Origin of the sequence: Nonomuraea sp. SYSU D8015, assembly GCF_008065375.1 — a bacterium.
Taxonomy (GTDB): domain Bacteria; phylum Actinomycetota; class Actinomycetes; order Streptosporangiales; family Streptosporangiaceae; genus Nonomuraea.
On the sequence record NZ_VJYI01000003.1, the window covers coordinates 279,143 to 294,097 of the forward strand.

Below are 14,955 nucleotides of genomic sequence, written 5' to 3' on the forward strand. Positions count from 1 at the left end.
ACGGCGATCGAAAGACGGTGACGGTGACATGGCGAGGACTGTGCGCTTCCACGAGTTCGGCGGGCCCGAGGTGATGCGGGTGGAGGACGTGGAGCCGGGCGAGCCGGGGCCCGGCGAGGTGCGGATCCGGGTGGAGGCGATCGGGATCAACCGGGCGGAGGCGTTGTTCCGGAGCGACCAGTACATCGAACCGGTCAAGCACCTGCCCGCCACGCTCGGCACCGAGGGCGCCGGGGTGATCGAGGCGGTCGGGCCGGAGGTGGCCGGGTTCGAGGAGGGGCAGGCGGTCAGCGTCCTGCCGGCCTTCTCGCAGAACGACTACGGCGTGTACGCCGAGCGGGCGATCGTGCCGGTGTCCGCGCTCCTGCCCCGCCCCGACGGCGTGGACGCGGTCTCCGGCGCGGCGGTCTGGATGCCGTACCTCACGGCCTACGGCGCGCTGGTGGACGTGGGCGGGATGCGGCCGGGCGACACGGTGGTGCTGAACGCGGCCTCCAGCGGCGTCGGCCTGGCCGCGATCCACCTCGCCAACCGGGTGGGCGCGACCCCGGTCGCGGTCACGCGCACCGGCGCCAAGAAGGAGCGGCTGCTCGAGGAGGGCGCCGCCGAGGTGATCGTCTCCGGCGAGGAAGACGTCGCCGGCCGGGTGCTGGCGATCACCGGGGGCAAAGGCGCCGAGTACGTCTTCGACGCCGTCGCCGGACCGGGCGTGGCGGACCTGGCCAGGGCCGTGGCCCCCGGCGGGACGCTGTTCCTGTACGGCATGCTGAGCGGGCTCCCGACGCCCTATCCCGGCTTCGACCTCGGCATGCCCGCGCTCAACATGCGGACGTACACGGTGACCAGGGAGCTCACCGACGATCCGCGGCGGCTGCGCCGCGCCGCCGCGTTCGTGTCCTCGGGGCTGCGGGACGGAGCCTTCCGTCCCGTGGTGGACCGCTTGTTCCCGTTGGAGGAGATCGTCCAGGCGCATCGGCACATGGAGTCCGGCGTCCGGTTCGGCAAGATCGTGGTCACCGTGGACCACTGAGGCCGGATCGGCTCAGAGCTTGAGCAGGCGCTCGGCGTTCTGGTGGGCGATCTTGGCCCGGTCCGCCTCGCTGATCGGGGCGTTGTCGAGGAAGGCCGCGGCCTCGGCGATGTCCTCGAAGGGGTAGTCGGTGCCGAACAGGATGTGGTCGGCGCCGAGCGCCAGCAGGGCGCACAGCAGGGGCGGCGCCGAGCAGACGCCGCTGGTGGTGATGTAGAGGTTGCGGCGCAGGTACGCCGACGGGTCGCCGAGGGCCAGCTCGATGCCGTGATGGTTGTGGAAGCGCCAGCGCGAGTCGAGCCGCCACAGCACGTACGGCAGCCCCTCCCCCATGTGCCCCAGGAGGAGCTTGGCGTTCGGGAAGTCGTCGAAGACGCCGCCGAAGATCAGCCGCAACGCGTGCGCGGCGGTGTCGGAGCCCCAGCTCCACATGGGGCCGATGAGCTCGGGGTGGCCCGACAGCACGTGCGGCACGTCGTAGCCGTTGGCGGGGTGCAGGTAGAGGGGCACGTCGAGCCCTTCGGCGTACTCCCACACCACGCGCAGGGCGGGGTCGTCCAGGTAGCGGCCCTGGGTGTGGGCGTTGACCAGCGCGCCGCGCAGGCCGAGCTGCGTGACGGCACGCTCCAGCTCCTTGGCGGCGGCCTGCGGGTCCTGCAGCGGCAGGGCCGCGAATCCGGCGAAGCGCGTGGGGTGCTCGGCGATGACGCCGGCGAGGAAGTCGTTCACCGCCGCCGCCCGTGACACGGCGACGGCCGGGTCGGCCTCGGCCTGGATGCCGGGCGAGTTGAGCGACAACACCTGGACGTCGACGCCCGCGGCGTCCATCTCCGGCAGGCGTTCGTAGGTGAGGTCAAGCAGCCGACGCGAGGCCTCCCGCCACGCTTCGGGGCGGGCGACCGTGGAGGTCCCTGCCCCGTAGGCGACCAGTTCCTCGGTGACGAAGTGCTCCTCCAGGCCGATCTTGCGCATGTCGCGTGCCTCCTGGCCGCTCGGTTCGGTTTTCATCATTGTGCATTGACTTCATCAATGATGGAAAGTACCTTGACCGCATGTCAAGCTCACAAGGCCAGGCCACCGACGTTGCGGTGGTGGGGTACGGGCCGGTGGGGATGGCCACGGCCGCCCTGCTGGCGCAGGCCGGGCACCGGGTCGTGGTGCTGGAGCGGTACGCCGGGCTGTACAACCTGCCCCGCGCCGCGATCTTCGACGACGAGACCATGCGCACGTTCGACAAGCTCGGCATCGCCGAGCGGCTGCTGCCCAAGGTGCACGTGCAGCGCAGCTACCAGTGGTGCGACGCCGACGGCGAGCTGCTCATCGACGTCGACTACGCCGAGGTCGGCCGCAGCGGCTGGGCGGAGTGGTACATGATGTACCAGCCCGACCTGGAGGACGCGCTCGACCGCGTCTGCCGCGGCTTCCCGCACGTGGAGGTCAGGCACGGGGCGCCGGTGACCGGGCTGGAGCAGACCGAGTCCGGCGTGACCCTCGCCCTGGACGGCGGCGGCGGCCCCCTGACGGCCCGCTATGTCGTGGCCTGCGACGGCGGCAACAGCTTCGTCCGCCGGACGCTCGGCATCGGGCAGGACGACTACGGCTTCTCCGAGCCGTGGATGGTCTGCGACTTCCGGCTGAAGCGGGCGGTCGAGCTGCCGATGGCGCGGCAGGTCGGCGACCCCCGGCAGCCCACCTCGATCATCTCGCTCGGCCCCGCGCACCACCGCTTCAGCTTCATGCTCGACTCGGAGGCGGACTTCGCCGTCCAGCGCAGTCCCGAGCTGGTCTGGGCCCGGGTCGCGCGTTACCTCGGTCCGGAGGACGCCGACCTCATCAGGGTGGCCACCTACACCTTCCGCTCACTCATCGCGCACCGGTGGCGGACCGGGCGGATCCTGCTCGCCGGGGACGCCGCGCACCAGATGCCGCCCTTCCTCGGGCAGGGCATGTGCTCGGGCATCCGGGACGCCCAGAACCTCGCCTTCAAGCTGGACCTGCTCCTCACCGGGCGGGCCGGCGACGAGCTGCTCGACAGCTACCAGGCCGAGCGGGAGCCGCACGTGCGCGCCGTCGTCGAGAAGGGCATCGAGCTCGGCCGGCTGCAGACCATCCGCGACCCGGAGCGGGCCGCCGCGCGCAACCGGGAGCTGCTCGCCCGGCGCGCCCAGGGGCGGCAGCAGGAGAAGATCCGCTTCCCCGGCCTGGCGTCCGGCTTCCTGTCACGGGCCTCGGCGGCCGGGCGGGGCGAGCTGTCGGTGCAGGGCGTGGTCGACGACGGGGCCCGCCGCGGACGCTTCGACGAGATCGCCGGCCGCGGCTTCCACCTGCTGGTGACCGAGTCGCTGCGCCGGGAGCTCGACGGCGACGTCGCCGCGCTGGAGGCGGCCGGCGTCCGCGTCGTGGCCCTGACCTGGAGATCTTCCGCCGACGGCGAGGGCGTGTGCGACGTGGACGGCACCTACCGTGAGTGGTTCGCCGAACACGGCTGCTCCGCCGTCGCCGTCCGCCCCGACTTCTACGTCTACGGCACCGCCCGCGACGCGACCGGGTGCCGGACCCTCGCCCGCGAGCTCCTCGACGCCCTGGGCGTCGTCACCACCGTACCGGCCGTCTGACCCCGTTCACCCCCCCACCTGGAGCAGCCATGCCGAACTCCGCAACCGCCCAACGACCGCTCTCCGAGAAGACCATGCTCGTCGTGGTCGCGATCTTCGCTGCCCTGGAGGGGTACGACCTCGCCTGTTACGGCGTCACGGTGCCCTCGATGCTCGCCGACCGGAGCCTCGGCGCCGACCCCGCGACGGCGGGCACGGTCGGGTCCCTCGTCGCCGTCGGCATGATGATCGGCGCCGGCCTCGCCGGCGCGGCGATCGGCCGCCTCGGCCCGCGCCGGCTGCTGCTGACCGGGGCCGGAGCGTTCTCCGCCGGCATGCTCGCCTGCGCCGTGGCGCCCGGCTTCGCCGTGTTCGGGGCGGCGCGGCTGCTCGTGGGGGTCGGGCTCGGGGTGGTGCTGCCGACCCTGACCGCGTACGTGGCCGACCTGTCCGAGCCGGGGCGGCGCAGCCGCAACGTCGGGCTCATGATGTCCGGTTACGCCCTCGGCGCCCTGCTCGCCCCGCTGCTCGGCGCGGTGGTGCTGCCGAACGCGTCGTGGCACTGGATCTACGTCATCGGCGCGGCGCCCGCGCTGGTGCTGCTCCCGGTCGCCGCGCGGATCCTGCCGGAGAGCCCCGTGCACGCCGACCGCGCCGCCCGGCCCGCCGCGCGCCGCAACGACCTGTTCGGCCTACGGCCGCTGCTCGCCCCCGGCACGCGCACGGTGACCCTGCTGTTCTGGGTGGCGTCGTTCTGCGGGCTGCTGCTGGTCTTCGGCATCAGCACGTGGCTGCCCACGATCATGCGGAACAGCGGCTACTCGCTCGGCTCCGCGCTCCTGCAGACCGCCGCGATGTGGGTGGGCGCCGGGCTGGGCATGATCGCCGGAGGGCGGATCGCCGACGGGATCGGGATCAAGCCGGTCGTGTCGACCGCCTTCCTCGTGGGGTCGGTCAGCCTGATCGCGATGAGCACGCGGCCCGCGCTCGTGCTGCTCTTCCTGCTCATGTTCGTCAGCGGGCTGGGGTTCATAGGATCGCAGGTGATGACCAACGCCTTCATCGTCAACCGCTACCCGGAGGACGTCCGCGGCGCCGGCATCGGCTGGGCGCTGTCGGTCGGGCGGCTCGGCGCCATCCTCGGCCCGTCCATGGGCGGCTGGATCCTGTCCTCGCAGGTCGACGTGGAGTGGAACTTCTACCTGTTCGCGATCCCCGGCCTGATCGGCGCGACGGCGGCCGCCCTCGTGCCCGTGGTGCGCGCCGCCCGCGCCACCGCCCCGGTCGCCGCGGAGGGCACGGGATGAGGGACTTCACGTACGAGACGCCCGCCACCCGCGTGGTCTTCGGCGCCGGATGCGCCGGTCGCGCGCTGGCCGCGGAGGTCGAACGCCTCGGCGCGGGCCGGCTCCTGATCGTGGCCACGCCCCGCACCGCCGCGCTCGCCGCCGCCCTGGCCGAGGGGCTGAACGTGGTGGCCGTCTTCGACGGGGTGCGGGAGCACGTGCCCGTGGAGACGGTGGACCGGGCGGTCGAGCTGGCGGAGCGGTCGGGCGCGGACGCGGTGCTGAGCGTCGGGGGCGGCTCCACGACCGGCACGGCCAAGGCGGTCGCGCTGCGTACGTCGCTGCCCGTCGTGGCCGTGCCCACCACGTACGCCGGCTCAGAGGTGACGCCCGTCTGGGGCACGACCGAGGGCGCACGCAAGACCACGGGCCGGTCCTCCCTGGTCGTGCCGAAGGCCGTGCTCTACGACCCGGCGTTGACCATGGCGCTTCCGGCGAGGCTGACCGCCGTCAGCGCGATGAACGCGATGGCGCACTGCGTCGAGGCGTTCTACGCGCCCGGCGCGAATCCGATCACCGACCTGGTGGCGGCCGAGGGCGTCCGGGTGATCGCCGGCGCGCTGCCCGCCGTCGTGGCCGGCCCGGGGGACGAGGCGGGGCGTGCCGGGCTGCTGTACGGCGCCTACCTGGCCGGTTCGGCGTTCGCCGCCGCCGGCTCCGGGCTGCACCACAAGATCTGCCACGTGCTGGGCGGCGCCTTCGGCCTGCCGCACGCCGAGACGCACACGGTGCTGCTTCCCCACGTGGCCGCGTTCAACGAGCCGGCGGTGCCCGCCCTGCGCACCCGGGCGGCCCCGGCCCTCGGTGACGTCAACGTCGCCGACGGGCTGACCCGGCTCATCGCCCGGATCGGCGCCCCGGTCTCGCTGGCCGGGATCGGGCTGGCCAGGTCCGATCTGGACCTGGCCGTCAAGCTCGTCCTGGACAAGGACCTCCGCGACAACCCACGACCGGTGGGAGAGCCCGAGGTGCGCCGGATCCTGACCGGCGCCCTGCACGGACGTCTCCCCGTCTCGACAGCCACGTGAGGACGACCGCCATGACCACGAGTGACCCGGCCGCGATGCCCACGGCCGACCGCACGCTCACCGATCGGGTGCTGCGGAGCTTCGACGCGGCCCCGTCCCCCAGGCTCCGCGAGGTCATGCAAAGCCTGGTGGGCCACCTGCACGCCTTCGCCTCCGACGTGCGGCTCACCGAGGAGGAGTGGGCCGCCGCGGTCTCGTTCCTCACGCGGGCGGGACAGATCAGCGACGACAAGCGCCAGGAGCTGATCCTGCTCTCCGACGTGCTGGGGCTGTCGATGCTGGTCGTCGGGATCAACCATCCCGTGAGCGCGGCCGCGACCGCCTCGACCGTGGTCGGCCCGTTCTTCGTCGAGGACGCGCCCGCGTTCGCCAACGGCGACGACATCTCCGGCGGCGCGGGCGGGCAGCGGTGCTTCTACTCGGGGCGGATCCTCTCGGCGGCGGGCGAGCCGATCCCCGGGGCCGCCATCGACGTCTGGCACTCCGACGAGGCGGGCAACTACGACGTGCAGTACGCCGACCTCGATGGGGCCCAGGGGCGCGGCCGCCTGCGTTCCGCGGCCGACGGCCGCTACTGGTTCTCCTCGGTGCTGCCGGTGCCGTACCCGATCCCGCACGACGGCCCGGTCGGCGAGCTGCTCGCCGCCGCCGCCCGCGACTCGATGCGGCCGGCGCACGTGCACTTCAGGGTGAGCGCACCGGGGTACGCCACCCTCACGACGCATGTCTTCGCGGCCGGAGACCCCTACCTCGGCTGCGACGCGGTCTTCGGTGAGAAGGAGTCGCTGGTGCGGACCTTCGTCCGGCACGATCCCGGCCCCGCCCCCGACGGGCGGGTGCTCGACGTCCCCTTCTGCACCATGGAGTTCGACTTCGTCCTGGACGCCGACTCCGTATAGTTTTCGGCGTAGCTTTGCAGCGTTACGGGGACCTGATTCAGGTGGGGCAGGGCATGGTGAGCGACCTAGAGCATGTCGGTGACGAGGAGAGCGGGGGCAGGTCCACGTCTCCGTCCCGTCAGGGCATACAGTCGGTCGAGATCGCGATGACGGTGCTGCTGGCCCTGGAGCAGAGCGCGGGGCCGGCGAGCCTGACGCAGATCGCGGCGCTCAGCGGCATGCAGCCCAGCAAGGCCCACCGCTACCTCGTGAGCCTGGGCCGGGTCGGGCTGGTCTCCCAGTCGCCGAGCTCCGGCCTGTACGACCTGGGCCCGGCCATGCGGCGGCTCGGCGCGGAGGCCCTGCGCCGGATGGACGAGGTCGGCGTGGCCTCGGAATACCTGCCGGGCCTGCGCGACCGGACCAGGCACGCGGTCAACCTGGCGGTGTGGGGCGACCACGGGCCCGTGATCGTCCGCTGGGACTACGGCTCGTACGCGCTGCCGATCACCGTGCGGGTGGGCGCGACGCTCCCCATGCTGGCCTCCTCGGTCGGCCGCGTCTACCTCACCCATCTGCCCAGGACGCTGACCGACCCGGTCATCCGCGCCCAGGACGCGACGGCCGACCGGCGTTTCACCGACGAGGAGATCGAGCGCATCACGGCCGAGGTGCGCCACGACGGCGTCGCGATCACCTCCGGCGGCGTGATCCCCGGGGTCACCTCCGTGGCCGCTCCCGTCTTCACCTCCGGCGACTCGCTCCCGCTGGCGGTCGCCATCGCCCTGCCCGCGCGGCAGGCCACCGAGGCCGTGCTGCGCGATGTGTCCGCCGAGCTGCTGAAGACCACGCAGGCGATCTCCGCCGAGCTCGGGCACCAGTCCGCCCCCGCTTCGGGCGGCCGGGCGAAAACCGGCCGGCGGGCCGCCCGTCCCGCGAAGAACCGCCCCTGACGTGCCGTTACAACGACCTGCCGATCTCCTCGGCCGTGGCGCGCAGCGAGGCGGCCAGCTCCACCAGCCGGGCCCGCGGGCACCGCAGCGACGGGGCGGCCACGGCGATGGCCGCGACGGCGCGCCCGGCCCGGTCGCGGACACACGTGCCCACGGCGTTCACGCCGCGCTCGCTCTCCTGCAGGTTGCAGGCGTAGCCGAGCCGCCTGACGGCCGCCAGCTCCCTGTCCAGCCGATCGAGGTCCGGGAGCCCCTTCGGGTAGAGCGCGTGCAGCTGCTCCGCCGGCAGCTCGGCCAGCAGCGCCTTCCCGCCCGACGTCACGTGGGCCGGGAGCAGACTTCCGGTGCGGAAGCTGACGCGCAGCGCCTGCGGGCCCTCCACGCCGTCCAGGAACCGGGCCGCATTCCCCTCCAGCACCATCAGGTGGGTGGTCTCACGCACGTCCTCGGCCAGGCGCCGCAGATGCGGATGGGCGACCGTGATCAGGTCCGGCGGGGGCGCCTGACCGCCCCGGATCTCCCGCAGGACCGGGCCAGGCCGGTAGACCTTGTGACGGTCCTGCTCGGCGAAGCCGTGGAAGACGAGCATCGCCAGGACCCGGTGGGCGGTCGAGCGCGCGACCCCGAGCTGGTCGGCGACGTCCATCACCCGCAGCTCACCGTGCTCGTGCAGGAGCTGGACGGTTCGCAGGGCATTTCCAGCCGCGCTCACCGGATACGAAGGAGCGGCGAACGCTCAGGCCCGAGAGCGGTAGCTTGCGTGACCAGCGAGGGCCGAGTGAGCGCGACCATCAAACATGGATTCCACATGGAGGAATCCTAACCTCACAGGATTTTCCTCACCGGAACAACCGCGTAACGTCGTCGTCGGCACATCGACAGTGCGCACGTCCGCGTGAGCTCCGGAGGAACCATGACCGCGCTGACCACCACCCGCACGGGGCGGCGATGAGGCTCGCCACCGTCCGGGTCAACGGCGCCACCCGGGCCGTCCGCGTCGACCGGGACGCGGCGGTGGACCTGGGCGAGAGCGACCTCGTGGCCTTCCTGCGCCACGCCGACTGGCCCGCCCGCGCCGCGGCCGCCGACGGCGCACGATACGACGTGACCGGCCTCGACTACGCCCCGGTCGTCGTCGCGCCGGAGAAGGTCGTGTGCGTCGGGCTGAACTACCGCACCCACATCCTGGAGATGGGCCGCGAGCTGCCCGAATATCCGACGCTGTTCGCCAAGTACGCGCGGGCCCTGGTCGGCGCGTACGACGAGGTGATCCTGCCGGCGTCGGCCACGCAGATGGACTGGGAGGCCGAGCTGGCCGTCGTCATCGGCGCCGAGACCCGCCACGCGACCCCGGCGCAGGCCCGCGACGCCATCGCCGGATACACAGTGCTCAACGACGTGACGGCCCGCGACTGGCAGTACCGCACCCCGCAGTGGCACCAGGGCAAGACGTTCGAGGCCAGCACGCCGATCGGGCCGTGGCTGGTGACCGCCGACGACCCCGCCGTCGGTCCTGCCGTCACCCGGCCCGGCCTGGACCTGGTGTGCGAGGTGGACGGGGACACGGTGCAGAAGGCCGACACCGGCGACCTGGTCTTCGACCCGGCCGCGCTCGTCTCGTACGTGTCCGAGATCGTCACGCTCGCGCCCGGCGACGTCATCGCCACCGGCACCCCGGGCGGCGTCGGGCATGCCCGCAAGCCCGCCCGCTACCTGGAGGACGGCACCGTCCTCGTCACCCGGATCGAGGGCGTCGGCGAGTGCCGCAACACCTGCCGCAGGGAGGTGCGATGAGAGTCGCCTGCGTCGGCGGCGGGCCGGGCGGCCTGTTCTTCGCCACGTTGTTCAAGCGGGACCGGCCCGAGTCGGAGGTCGTGGTCTTCGAGCGCAACCGCCCCGACGACACGTTCGGCTTCGGGGTGGTCTTCTCCGACGCCACCCTGGGCGCGATCGACGCCGCCGACCCGGTGCTCAGCGAGGCGCTGGAGAAGCACGGCCGGCACTGGGACGAGATCGAGGTGCGGGTGCACGGCGCGCGGGAGCGCGTCGGCGGCATGGGCATGGCCGCCGTGGTGCGCAGGACCCTGCTCACGCTGCTGCAGGAGCGGGCCAGGGCCGAGGGCGTCACCATGCGCTTCCAGCACGAGATCGGTGACCCGGCCGAGCTGGACGGCTTCGACCTGGTCGTCGTCTGCGACGGCGCCAACAGCCGGTTCCGGACGATGTTCGCCGACGACTTCGGGCCCTCGGCGGAGGTGGCAAGTGCGAAGTTCGTCTGGTTCGGGACGACGTACATGTTCGACGGGCTCACCTTCGTCCACCAAGACGGGCCGCATGGGGTTTTCGCCGCACACGCGTACCCCATCAGCGACTCCCTCAGTACGTTCATCGTGGAGACCGACGCCGAGTCGTGGGCCGCGGCCGGGCTCGACGCGTTCGACCCCGCCACGCCGCCCGGGGCCAGCGACGAGACGACGAAGGCGTACCTGGAGAAGCTCTTCCACGACCAGATCGACGGCCACCCCCTGGTCGGCAACAACTCCCGCTGGGCGAACTTCGCCACCCGCCGGGCGCGCTCATGGCGGCGCGGCACCTGGGTGCTGCTCGGCGACGCCGCGCACACGGCGCACTTCTCGGTCGGCTCCGGCACCAAGATGGCGATGGAGGACGCCGTCGCCCTCGTCGCGGCCCTCGGTGAGTCACCGCAGGACGTGCCCGCCGCCCTGGACCTCTACGAGCGGCGCCGCCGCCCCCAGGTCGAGAAGATCCAGAACTCCGCGCGGCCCAGCCTGTCCTGGTGGGAGCACTTCGGCCGGTACGTCCGCGCCTTCGACGACCCCGTGCAGTTCGCCTTCCACTTCCTCACCCGCTCCATCCCGCGCGCCAAGCTCGCCCTGCGCGACCCGGAGTACACCGGGAAGGTCGACGGATGGTGGCGCGAGCGGCACGGCGCGGCCCCGCTGGACACCCCTTTCCAGGCCGGGCCCTTCCGCCTGCCGAGCCGCCGGGTCACCGCCACCGCCACCGCGCTCGTCGGGGAGGACGGCGCCGAGATCCCGATGGACGGCTCGTGGATCGACGCGCCGGCGGCCGAGCCGGACCTGCCGCGGGCCCTCGGCCAGGTCCGTGACGCCGCGCGGGCGGGCGCGCCGCTCGTCGGCGTACGCGGGGGAACGCCCCTGACCCGGGTGCTGGTCGCCGAGGAGGCCCGGCTCGCCCACGGCCTGCCCGCCGCGATCATCGGCCCGTACGACGACGACCCGGCGGCCACGTTGCTGCTGTCCGGCCGCGCCGACCTGGTGGGACGGGCCGAGTGACCGGCCTCGACCCGCTGTTCGCGCCGCGGTCCGTGGCCGTCCTCGGCGCCTCGAACGCGCCAGGCAAGCTCGGCACGGCCATGACCGCCTCCCTGGCGGGGTTCCCCGGCACCGTCATGAAGATCAACGCAGGCCGGCCGGGAGAGTTCCACCCGAGCGTGGCCGCGGCCGTCGCCGCCCACGGCACCGCCCCCGACCTGGTGATCTCCTGCATCCCTGCCGCCGTGACCGCGGACGCGGTGCGCGAGGCCGCGGCCGCCGGAGCCCGCGCGGCGCTGGTGTGCGCGGGCGGCTTCGCCGAGTCCGGGCCCGAAGGCGCGGCCCACCAGGAGGCCCTGCGCGAGGTCGTGCGGGACACCGGCCTGCGGGTTCTCGGCCCCAACACCTCCGGTTTCCTCGCCCCGCACGCCTCGCTGGCGGCGAGCTTCGTCCCTGGCGTCGCCGACCTGCCGCCGGGCCGGGTCGCCGTGGTGGCCGCCAGCGGCGGCGTCAACCACGCCCTCGCGTTCGCCCTCGCCGACGCCGGAGCCGGGCTCCGCCTCGGCGTCGGGCTCGGCAACAGCCTGGACGTCACCCAGGCGGACGTCCTGGACCACCTGGCCGGGGACGACGCGCTCGGCGCGGTCGCGCTGCACGTCGAGACCGCCGCCGACGGACGCCGCCTGACCGACGCCGTACGCCGCCTGGTGGACCGGGTCCCGGTGGTGGCCCTGGTCGTGGGGCGCAGCGACGTCGGCGACTTCGCCCGTTCGCACACGGGCGCCCTGGCCACCTCGTGGCGCGTCGCCCGCGCGGCACTCCGGCAGGCGGGCGCGGTCCTGGTCGAGGACGAGCGGGAGCTCGTGGACGCGGTCTGCGCGCTGAGCCGGGTCCGCCTGCCCGCCCGCCCCAGTCCCGGCGTCGCCCTGGTGACCGCCCAGGCCGGCCCCGGGCTGCTGATCGCCGACGCCCTGCGCACGGCCGGTGTGCGGGTGCCGCCGCTGGCGGAGCGCACGGTCAAGGAGGTCGGCGCGCTCCTGCCCGGCCTGACCTACCAGCGCAACCCCGTCGACACCGGCCGTCCCTCCCCCGCGCTGGCCCACGTGATCGAGCGGGTGTCCGAGGACCCGGACGTCGACGTCACCGCCGTGTACGCGCTCTTGGAGCCCGCCGCCGTCGACCTCCCGGCCGCCCTGACCGGCGCCCGCCCCGCCACACCGCTGATCGCCGTCGTGGGCGGCCCGCCGGACGAGGTCCGCCGGACCCGCCGGGACCTCGGCGAGGCCGGGATCCCCTGCGCCACCACGCCGGCCGCGGGTGCCACCATGGTGCGGGCCCTGGCGGAGGACGCGGCGGGCCGCAGCCGCCTGGAGGACAGCGCCGCCCCTGGGGACGTCGGCGCCGGCGTGGCGCTCTCGTTGTCCGGGCCGGTCGACGAGCACACCGCGAAGAACGTCCTGTCCGCACTCGGTGTCCGCACGCCCGAGCGCCGCGTCTGCGCCGACCGGGACGCCGCGCACGCCGCGCTCGACGAGCTCGGTGCGCCCGTCGTGGTGAAGATCCTCGACGCCGGCGTCCTGCACAAGACCGAGGTGGGCGGCGTCCAGGTCGGCATCCGCACGCCCGACGAGCTCGACGCCGCGCTCGCCCGCATGCCCGCCTGCCCGGCGCTGCTGGTCGAGCGGATGGCGCCGGCGGGCCCCGAGCTGATCGCCGGCGTGCGCCGGGACCCGGTCTTCGGCCCGGTCGTGGCCCTGGGCGCGGGCGGTACGGCGGCCGAGGTCCTCGGCGACGTCTCCCTGCGGCTGGCCCCTCTGCCGGCCGGCGAGGCCGCGGCCATGCTCGACGACCTCGCCACCCGCGACCTGTTCCGCGGCGCCCGGGGCGCGGCGCCGGTGGACCGGGAGCGGCTCGCCCGCGTCCTGCTCGCGCTCTCCGCCCTGGGCGCGGACCCGGCCGTGGCCGAGTGCGAGATCAATCCCCTGCGGGTCCTGCCCGACGGCGACGTCGTCGCGCTCGACGCCGTGCTGTTGCCGCGTGACGTGAGGAATCAAGGAGGATCCGACGATGCGTGAGGGCTTCGTCCCCTGGCCCAAGGAGGCGGCCGACCGCTACCGCGAGGCCGGATACTGGCGTGGCCGGCCGCTCGGCGCGTACGTGCACGAGTGGGCCGAGGCGTACGGCGACGCGGTGGCCGTCGTCGACGGCGACACCCGCCTGACCTACCGCGAGCTGGCCGAACGCGCCGACGGGCTGGCCGACCGGCTGCTGGCGGCGGGGCTCGCCCCCGGCGACGCGATGCTCGTCCAGCTGCCCAACGGCTGGGAGTTCGTCGCGCTCACCCTGGCCTGCCTGCGCGCGGGCATCGCCCCGGTGATGGCGCTGCCCGCGCACCGCGGCCACGAGCTGCGCTATCTCGCCGCGCACGCCGGCGTGACGGCCATCGCGGTCCCCGACCGCATCGGCGACTTCGACCACCAGGCGCTCGGCCGGGAGATCGCCGACGCCACGCCGACCGTGCGCCTGCTCCTCGTCGCGGGCGATGACGTCACCGGGGACTCCGCCGATCTGCGTGCGCTCGCCCGGCCCGCCGACGACCCGGCCGCCGCCCGCGCCCGGCTCGACCGGCTCGCGCCCGACAGCGGGGACATCGCCGTCTTCCTCCTGTCCGGCGGCACGACCGGACTGCCCAAGCTCATCACCCGCACCCACGACGACTACGAGTACAACGCCCGCCGCAGCGCAGAGCTCTGCGGCCTCGGCCGCGACACCGTCTATCTGGTGGCGCTCCCCGCCGCGCACAACTTCCCGCTGGCCTGTCCGGGCATCCTGGGCACCTTCATGAACGGCGGCCGGATCGTCCTGGCCCGCACCCCGGACCCCGGCAAGGCGCTCCCGTTGATGGCGGCCGAAGGCGTGACGGTCACCGCCGCCGTCCCGGCGGTCGCCCAGCGCTGGATCGACGCCGTCGCCTCCGGCCGCCATCCGGCCCCCGCGTCGCTGCGGCTGCTCCAGGTCGGCGGCGCCCGCCTCGCCCCCGAGGTGGCCCGCCGGGTGGAGCCGGTGCTCGGCTGCACCCTCCAGCAGGTGTTCGGCATGGCGGAAGGACTGCTCAACTACACCCGCCTGGACGACCCCGACGACGTCAAGATCCACACTCAGGGCCGTCCCATGTGCCCCGACGACGAGATCCTCATCACCGACTCGGCAGGCGACCCCGTGGCCCCGGGCGAGATGGGCGCCCTGCTGACCCGCGGCCCGTACACCCCGCGCGGCTACTACCGGGCCGACGACCACAACGCCCGTTCCTTCACCCCCGACGGCTGGTACCGCACCGGCGACGTCGTGCGCCTCCACCCGTCCGGCAACCTCGTCGTCGAGGGCCGCGACAAGGACCTCATCAACCGCGGCGGGGAGAAGATCTCCGCGGAGGAGGTGGAGAACCTCATCTACCGCCTCCCCGGCGTCTCCCGCGTCGCCGCCGTCGCCAAGCCCGACCCCGACCTCGGGGAGCGCGTCTGCGCCGTGATCGTGCCGGAGGCCGGGCACCAGCTGACGCTGGAGGAGCTCCGGCAGGCCCTCATGGCGATGGAGGTCGCCCGCTACAAGCTCCCCGAACACCTCGTCCTGCTCGACGAGCTGCCCCTCACCAAGATCGGGAAGATCGACAAGAAGGCGCTCCGCGAGATCGTCCAGTAAGCCGTCGTACGAGAACACGCCCGCGGTGTACCAGCCGGTACGCCGCGGGCGTGGCGTTTCCCACCGGTGACCGACCGCGGCGCTCGCGCCTTCGCCAGTGCCCCACATCACACCCGCGGACGTCTTGCGTG

General features: G+C 73.8%; 12 protein-coding genes. 10 read left to right on the forward strand and 2 right to left on the reverse strand.

Annotated features, from left to right (window positions below):
- Nucleotides 1-28 precede the first annotated feature (28 nt).
- Entirely contained in the window at nucleotides 29-1,030 is a 1,002-nt protein-coding gene (locus ID574_RS16780) for a zinc-dependent alcohol dehydrogenase family protein (RefSeq protein ID WP_188189827.1), read from the forward strand.
- A gap of 12 nt (nucleotides 1,031-1,042) precedes the next feature.
- On the opposite strand, the gene ID574_RS16785 is transcribed toward ID574_RS16780, so the two are convergent.
- Nucleotides 1,043-2,002, reverse strand: a complete 960-nt coding sequence (locus ID574_RS16785) for an amidohydrolase family protein (protein WP_188189828.1) — start codon at nucleotides 2,000-2,002, stop codon at nucleotides 1,043-1,045.
- An 80-nt stretch (nucleotides 2,003-2,082) separates the two neighbouring features.
- Between ID574_RS16785 and mhpA the strand changes: the two genes are divergently transcribed.
- The 5 genes from mhpA to ID574_RS16810 are packed head-to-tail and all read left to right on the forward strand — an operon-like array spanning nucleotide 2,083 to nucleotide 7,829.
- A complete protein-coding gene (gene mhpA / locus ID574_RS16790; protein WP_188189829.1) occupies nucleotides 2,083-3,645 on the forward strand; it encodes a bifunctional 3-(3-hydroxy-phenyl)propionate/3-hydroxycinnamic acid hydroxylase MhpA in 1,563 nt (520 codons plus the stop codon).
- Between the two features lie 29 nt (nucleotides 3,646-3,674).
- The gene (locus ID574_RS16795; protein ID WP_188189830.1) at nucleotides 3,675-4,931 is read left to right on the forward strand and encodes an MFS transporter; all 1,257 of its coding nucleotides are present in this window, start codon (nucleotides 3,675-3,677) and stop codon (nucleotides 4,929-4,931) included.
- On the forward strand, nucleotides 4,928-5,998 hold the full coding sequence (locus ID574_RS16800) for a maleylacetate reductase (protein ID WP_188189831.1): 1,071 nt from the start codon (nucleotides 4,928-4,930) through the stop codon (nucleotides 5,996-5,998). The genes ID574_RS16795 and ID574_RS16800 overlap by 4 nt, the downstream gene beginning before the upstream one ends.
- Before the next feature lie 11 nt (nucleotides 5,999-6,009).
- On the forward strand, nucleotides 6,010-6,897 hold the full coding sequence (locus ID574_RS16805) for an intradiol ring-cleavage dioxygenase (RefSeq protein ID WP_223166770.1): 888 nt from the start codon (nucleotides 6,010-6,012) through the stop codon (nucleotides 6,895-6,897).
- Between the two features lie 53 nt (nucleotides 6,898-6,950).
- A complete protein-coding gene (locus ID574_RS16810; protein WP_188189832.1) occupies nucleotides 6,951-7,829 on the forward strand; it encodes an IclR family transcriptional regulator in 879 nt (292 codons plus the stop codon).
- A gap of 7 nt (nucleotides 7,830-7,836) precedes the next feature.
- Here the strand turns inward: ID574_RS16810 and ID574_RS16815 are convergent, their stop codons facing one another.
- Nucleotides 7,837-8,541 (reverse strand): IclR family transcriptional regulator, encoded by a 705-nt coding sequence (locus ID574_RS16815; RefSeq protein WP_188189833.1) that lies wholly within the window; start codon nucleotides 8,539-8,541, stop codon nucleotides 7,837-7,839.
- A gap of 236 nt (nucleotides 8,542-8,777) precedes the next feature.
- On the opposite strand from ID574_RS16815, the gene ID574_RS16820 reads away from it, so the two are divergent.
- From ID574_RS16820 to ID574_RS16835, 4 genes are read left to right on the forward strand one after another with little or no spacing between them, the layout of a single operon-like run.
- A complete protein-coding gene (locus ID574_RS16820; RefSeq protein ID WP_188189834.1) occupies nucleotides 8,778-9,623 on the forward strand; it encodes a fumarylacetoacetate hydrolase family protein in 846 nt (281 codons plus the stop codon).
- Nucleotides 9,620-11,146 (forward strand): FAD-dependent monooxygenase, encoded by a 1,527-nt coding sequence (locus tag ID574_RS16825; protein ID WP_188189835.1) that lies wholly within the window; start codon nucleotides 9,620-9,622, stop codon nucleotides 11,144-11,146. The genes ID574_RS16820 and ID574_RS16825 overlap by 4 nt, the downstream gene beginning before the upstream one ends.
- On the forward strand, nucleotides 11,143-13,200 hold the full coding sequence (locus tag ID574_RS16830; protein ID WP_188189836.1) for an acetate--CoA ligase family protein: 2,058 nt from the start codon (nucleotides 11,143-11,145) through the stop codon (nucleotides 13,198-13,200). Before ID574_RS16825 ends, ID574_RS16830 begins: the two co-directional genes overlap by 4 nt.
- Nucleotides 13,193-14,824 carry a (2,3-dihydroxybenzoyl)adenylate synthase gene (locus tag ID574_RS16835; RefSeq protein ID WP_188189837.1) on the forward strand — a complete coding sequence of 544 codons (1,632 nt, stop codon included), beginning with the start codon at nucleotides 13,193-13,195 and terminating at the stop codon, nucleotides 14,822-14,824. The genes ID574_RS16830 and ID574_RS16835 overlap by 8 nt, the downstream gene beginning before the upstream one ends.
- The last annotated feature ends 131 nt before the right edge of the window (nucleotides 14,825-14,955 follow it).

Bases quoted from the DNA above. Each gene is read 5' to 3' on its own strand.
- ID574_RS16810 (WP_188189832.1), top strand. From the start codon at position 6,951: ATGGTGAGCGACCTAGAGCATGTCGGTGACGAGGAGAGCGGGGGCAGG.
- ID574_RS16835 (WP_188189837.1), top strand. From the start codon at position 13,193: ATGCGTGAGGGCTTCGTCCCCTGGCCCAAGGAGGCGGCCGACCGCTAC.
- ID574_RS16825 (WP_188189835.1), top strand. From the start codon at position 9,620: ATGAGAGTCGCCTGCGTCGGCGGCGGGCCGGGCGGCCTGTTCTTCGCC.
- ID574_RS16800 (WP_188189831.1), top strand. From the start codon at position 4,928: ATGAGGGACTTCACGTACGAGACGCCCGCCACCCGCGTGGTCTTCGGC.
- ID574_RS16805 (WP_223166770.1), top strand. From the start codon at position 6,010: ATGACCACGAGTGACCCGGCCGCGATGCCCACGGCCGACCGCACGCTC.
- mhpA (WP_188189829.1), top strand. From the start codon at position 2,083: ATGTCAAGCTCACAAGGCCAGGCCACCGACGTTGCGGTGGTGGGGTAC.
- ID574_RS16795 (WP_188189830.1), top strand. From the start codon at position 3,675: ATGCCGAACTCCGCAACCGCCCAACGACCGCTCTCCGAGAAGACCATG.
- ID574_RS16785 (WP_188189828.1), bottom strand. From the start codon at position 2,002: ATGCGCAAGATCGGCCTGGAGGAGCACTTCGTCACCGAGGAACTGGTC.
- ID574_RS16780 (WP_188189827.1), top strand. From the start codon at position 29: ATGGCGAGGACTGTGCGCTTCCACGAGTTCGGCGGGCCCGAGGTGATG.
- ID574_RS16820 (WP_188189834.1), top strand. From the start codon at position 8,778: ATGAGGCTCGCCACCGTCCGGGTCAACGGCGCCACCCGGGCCGTCCGC.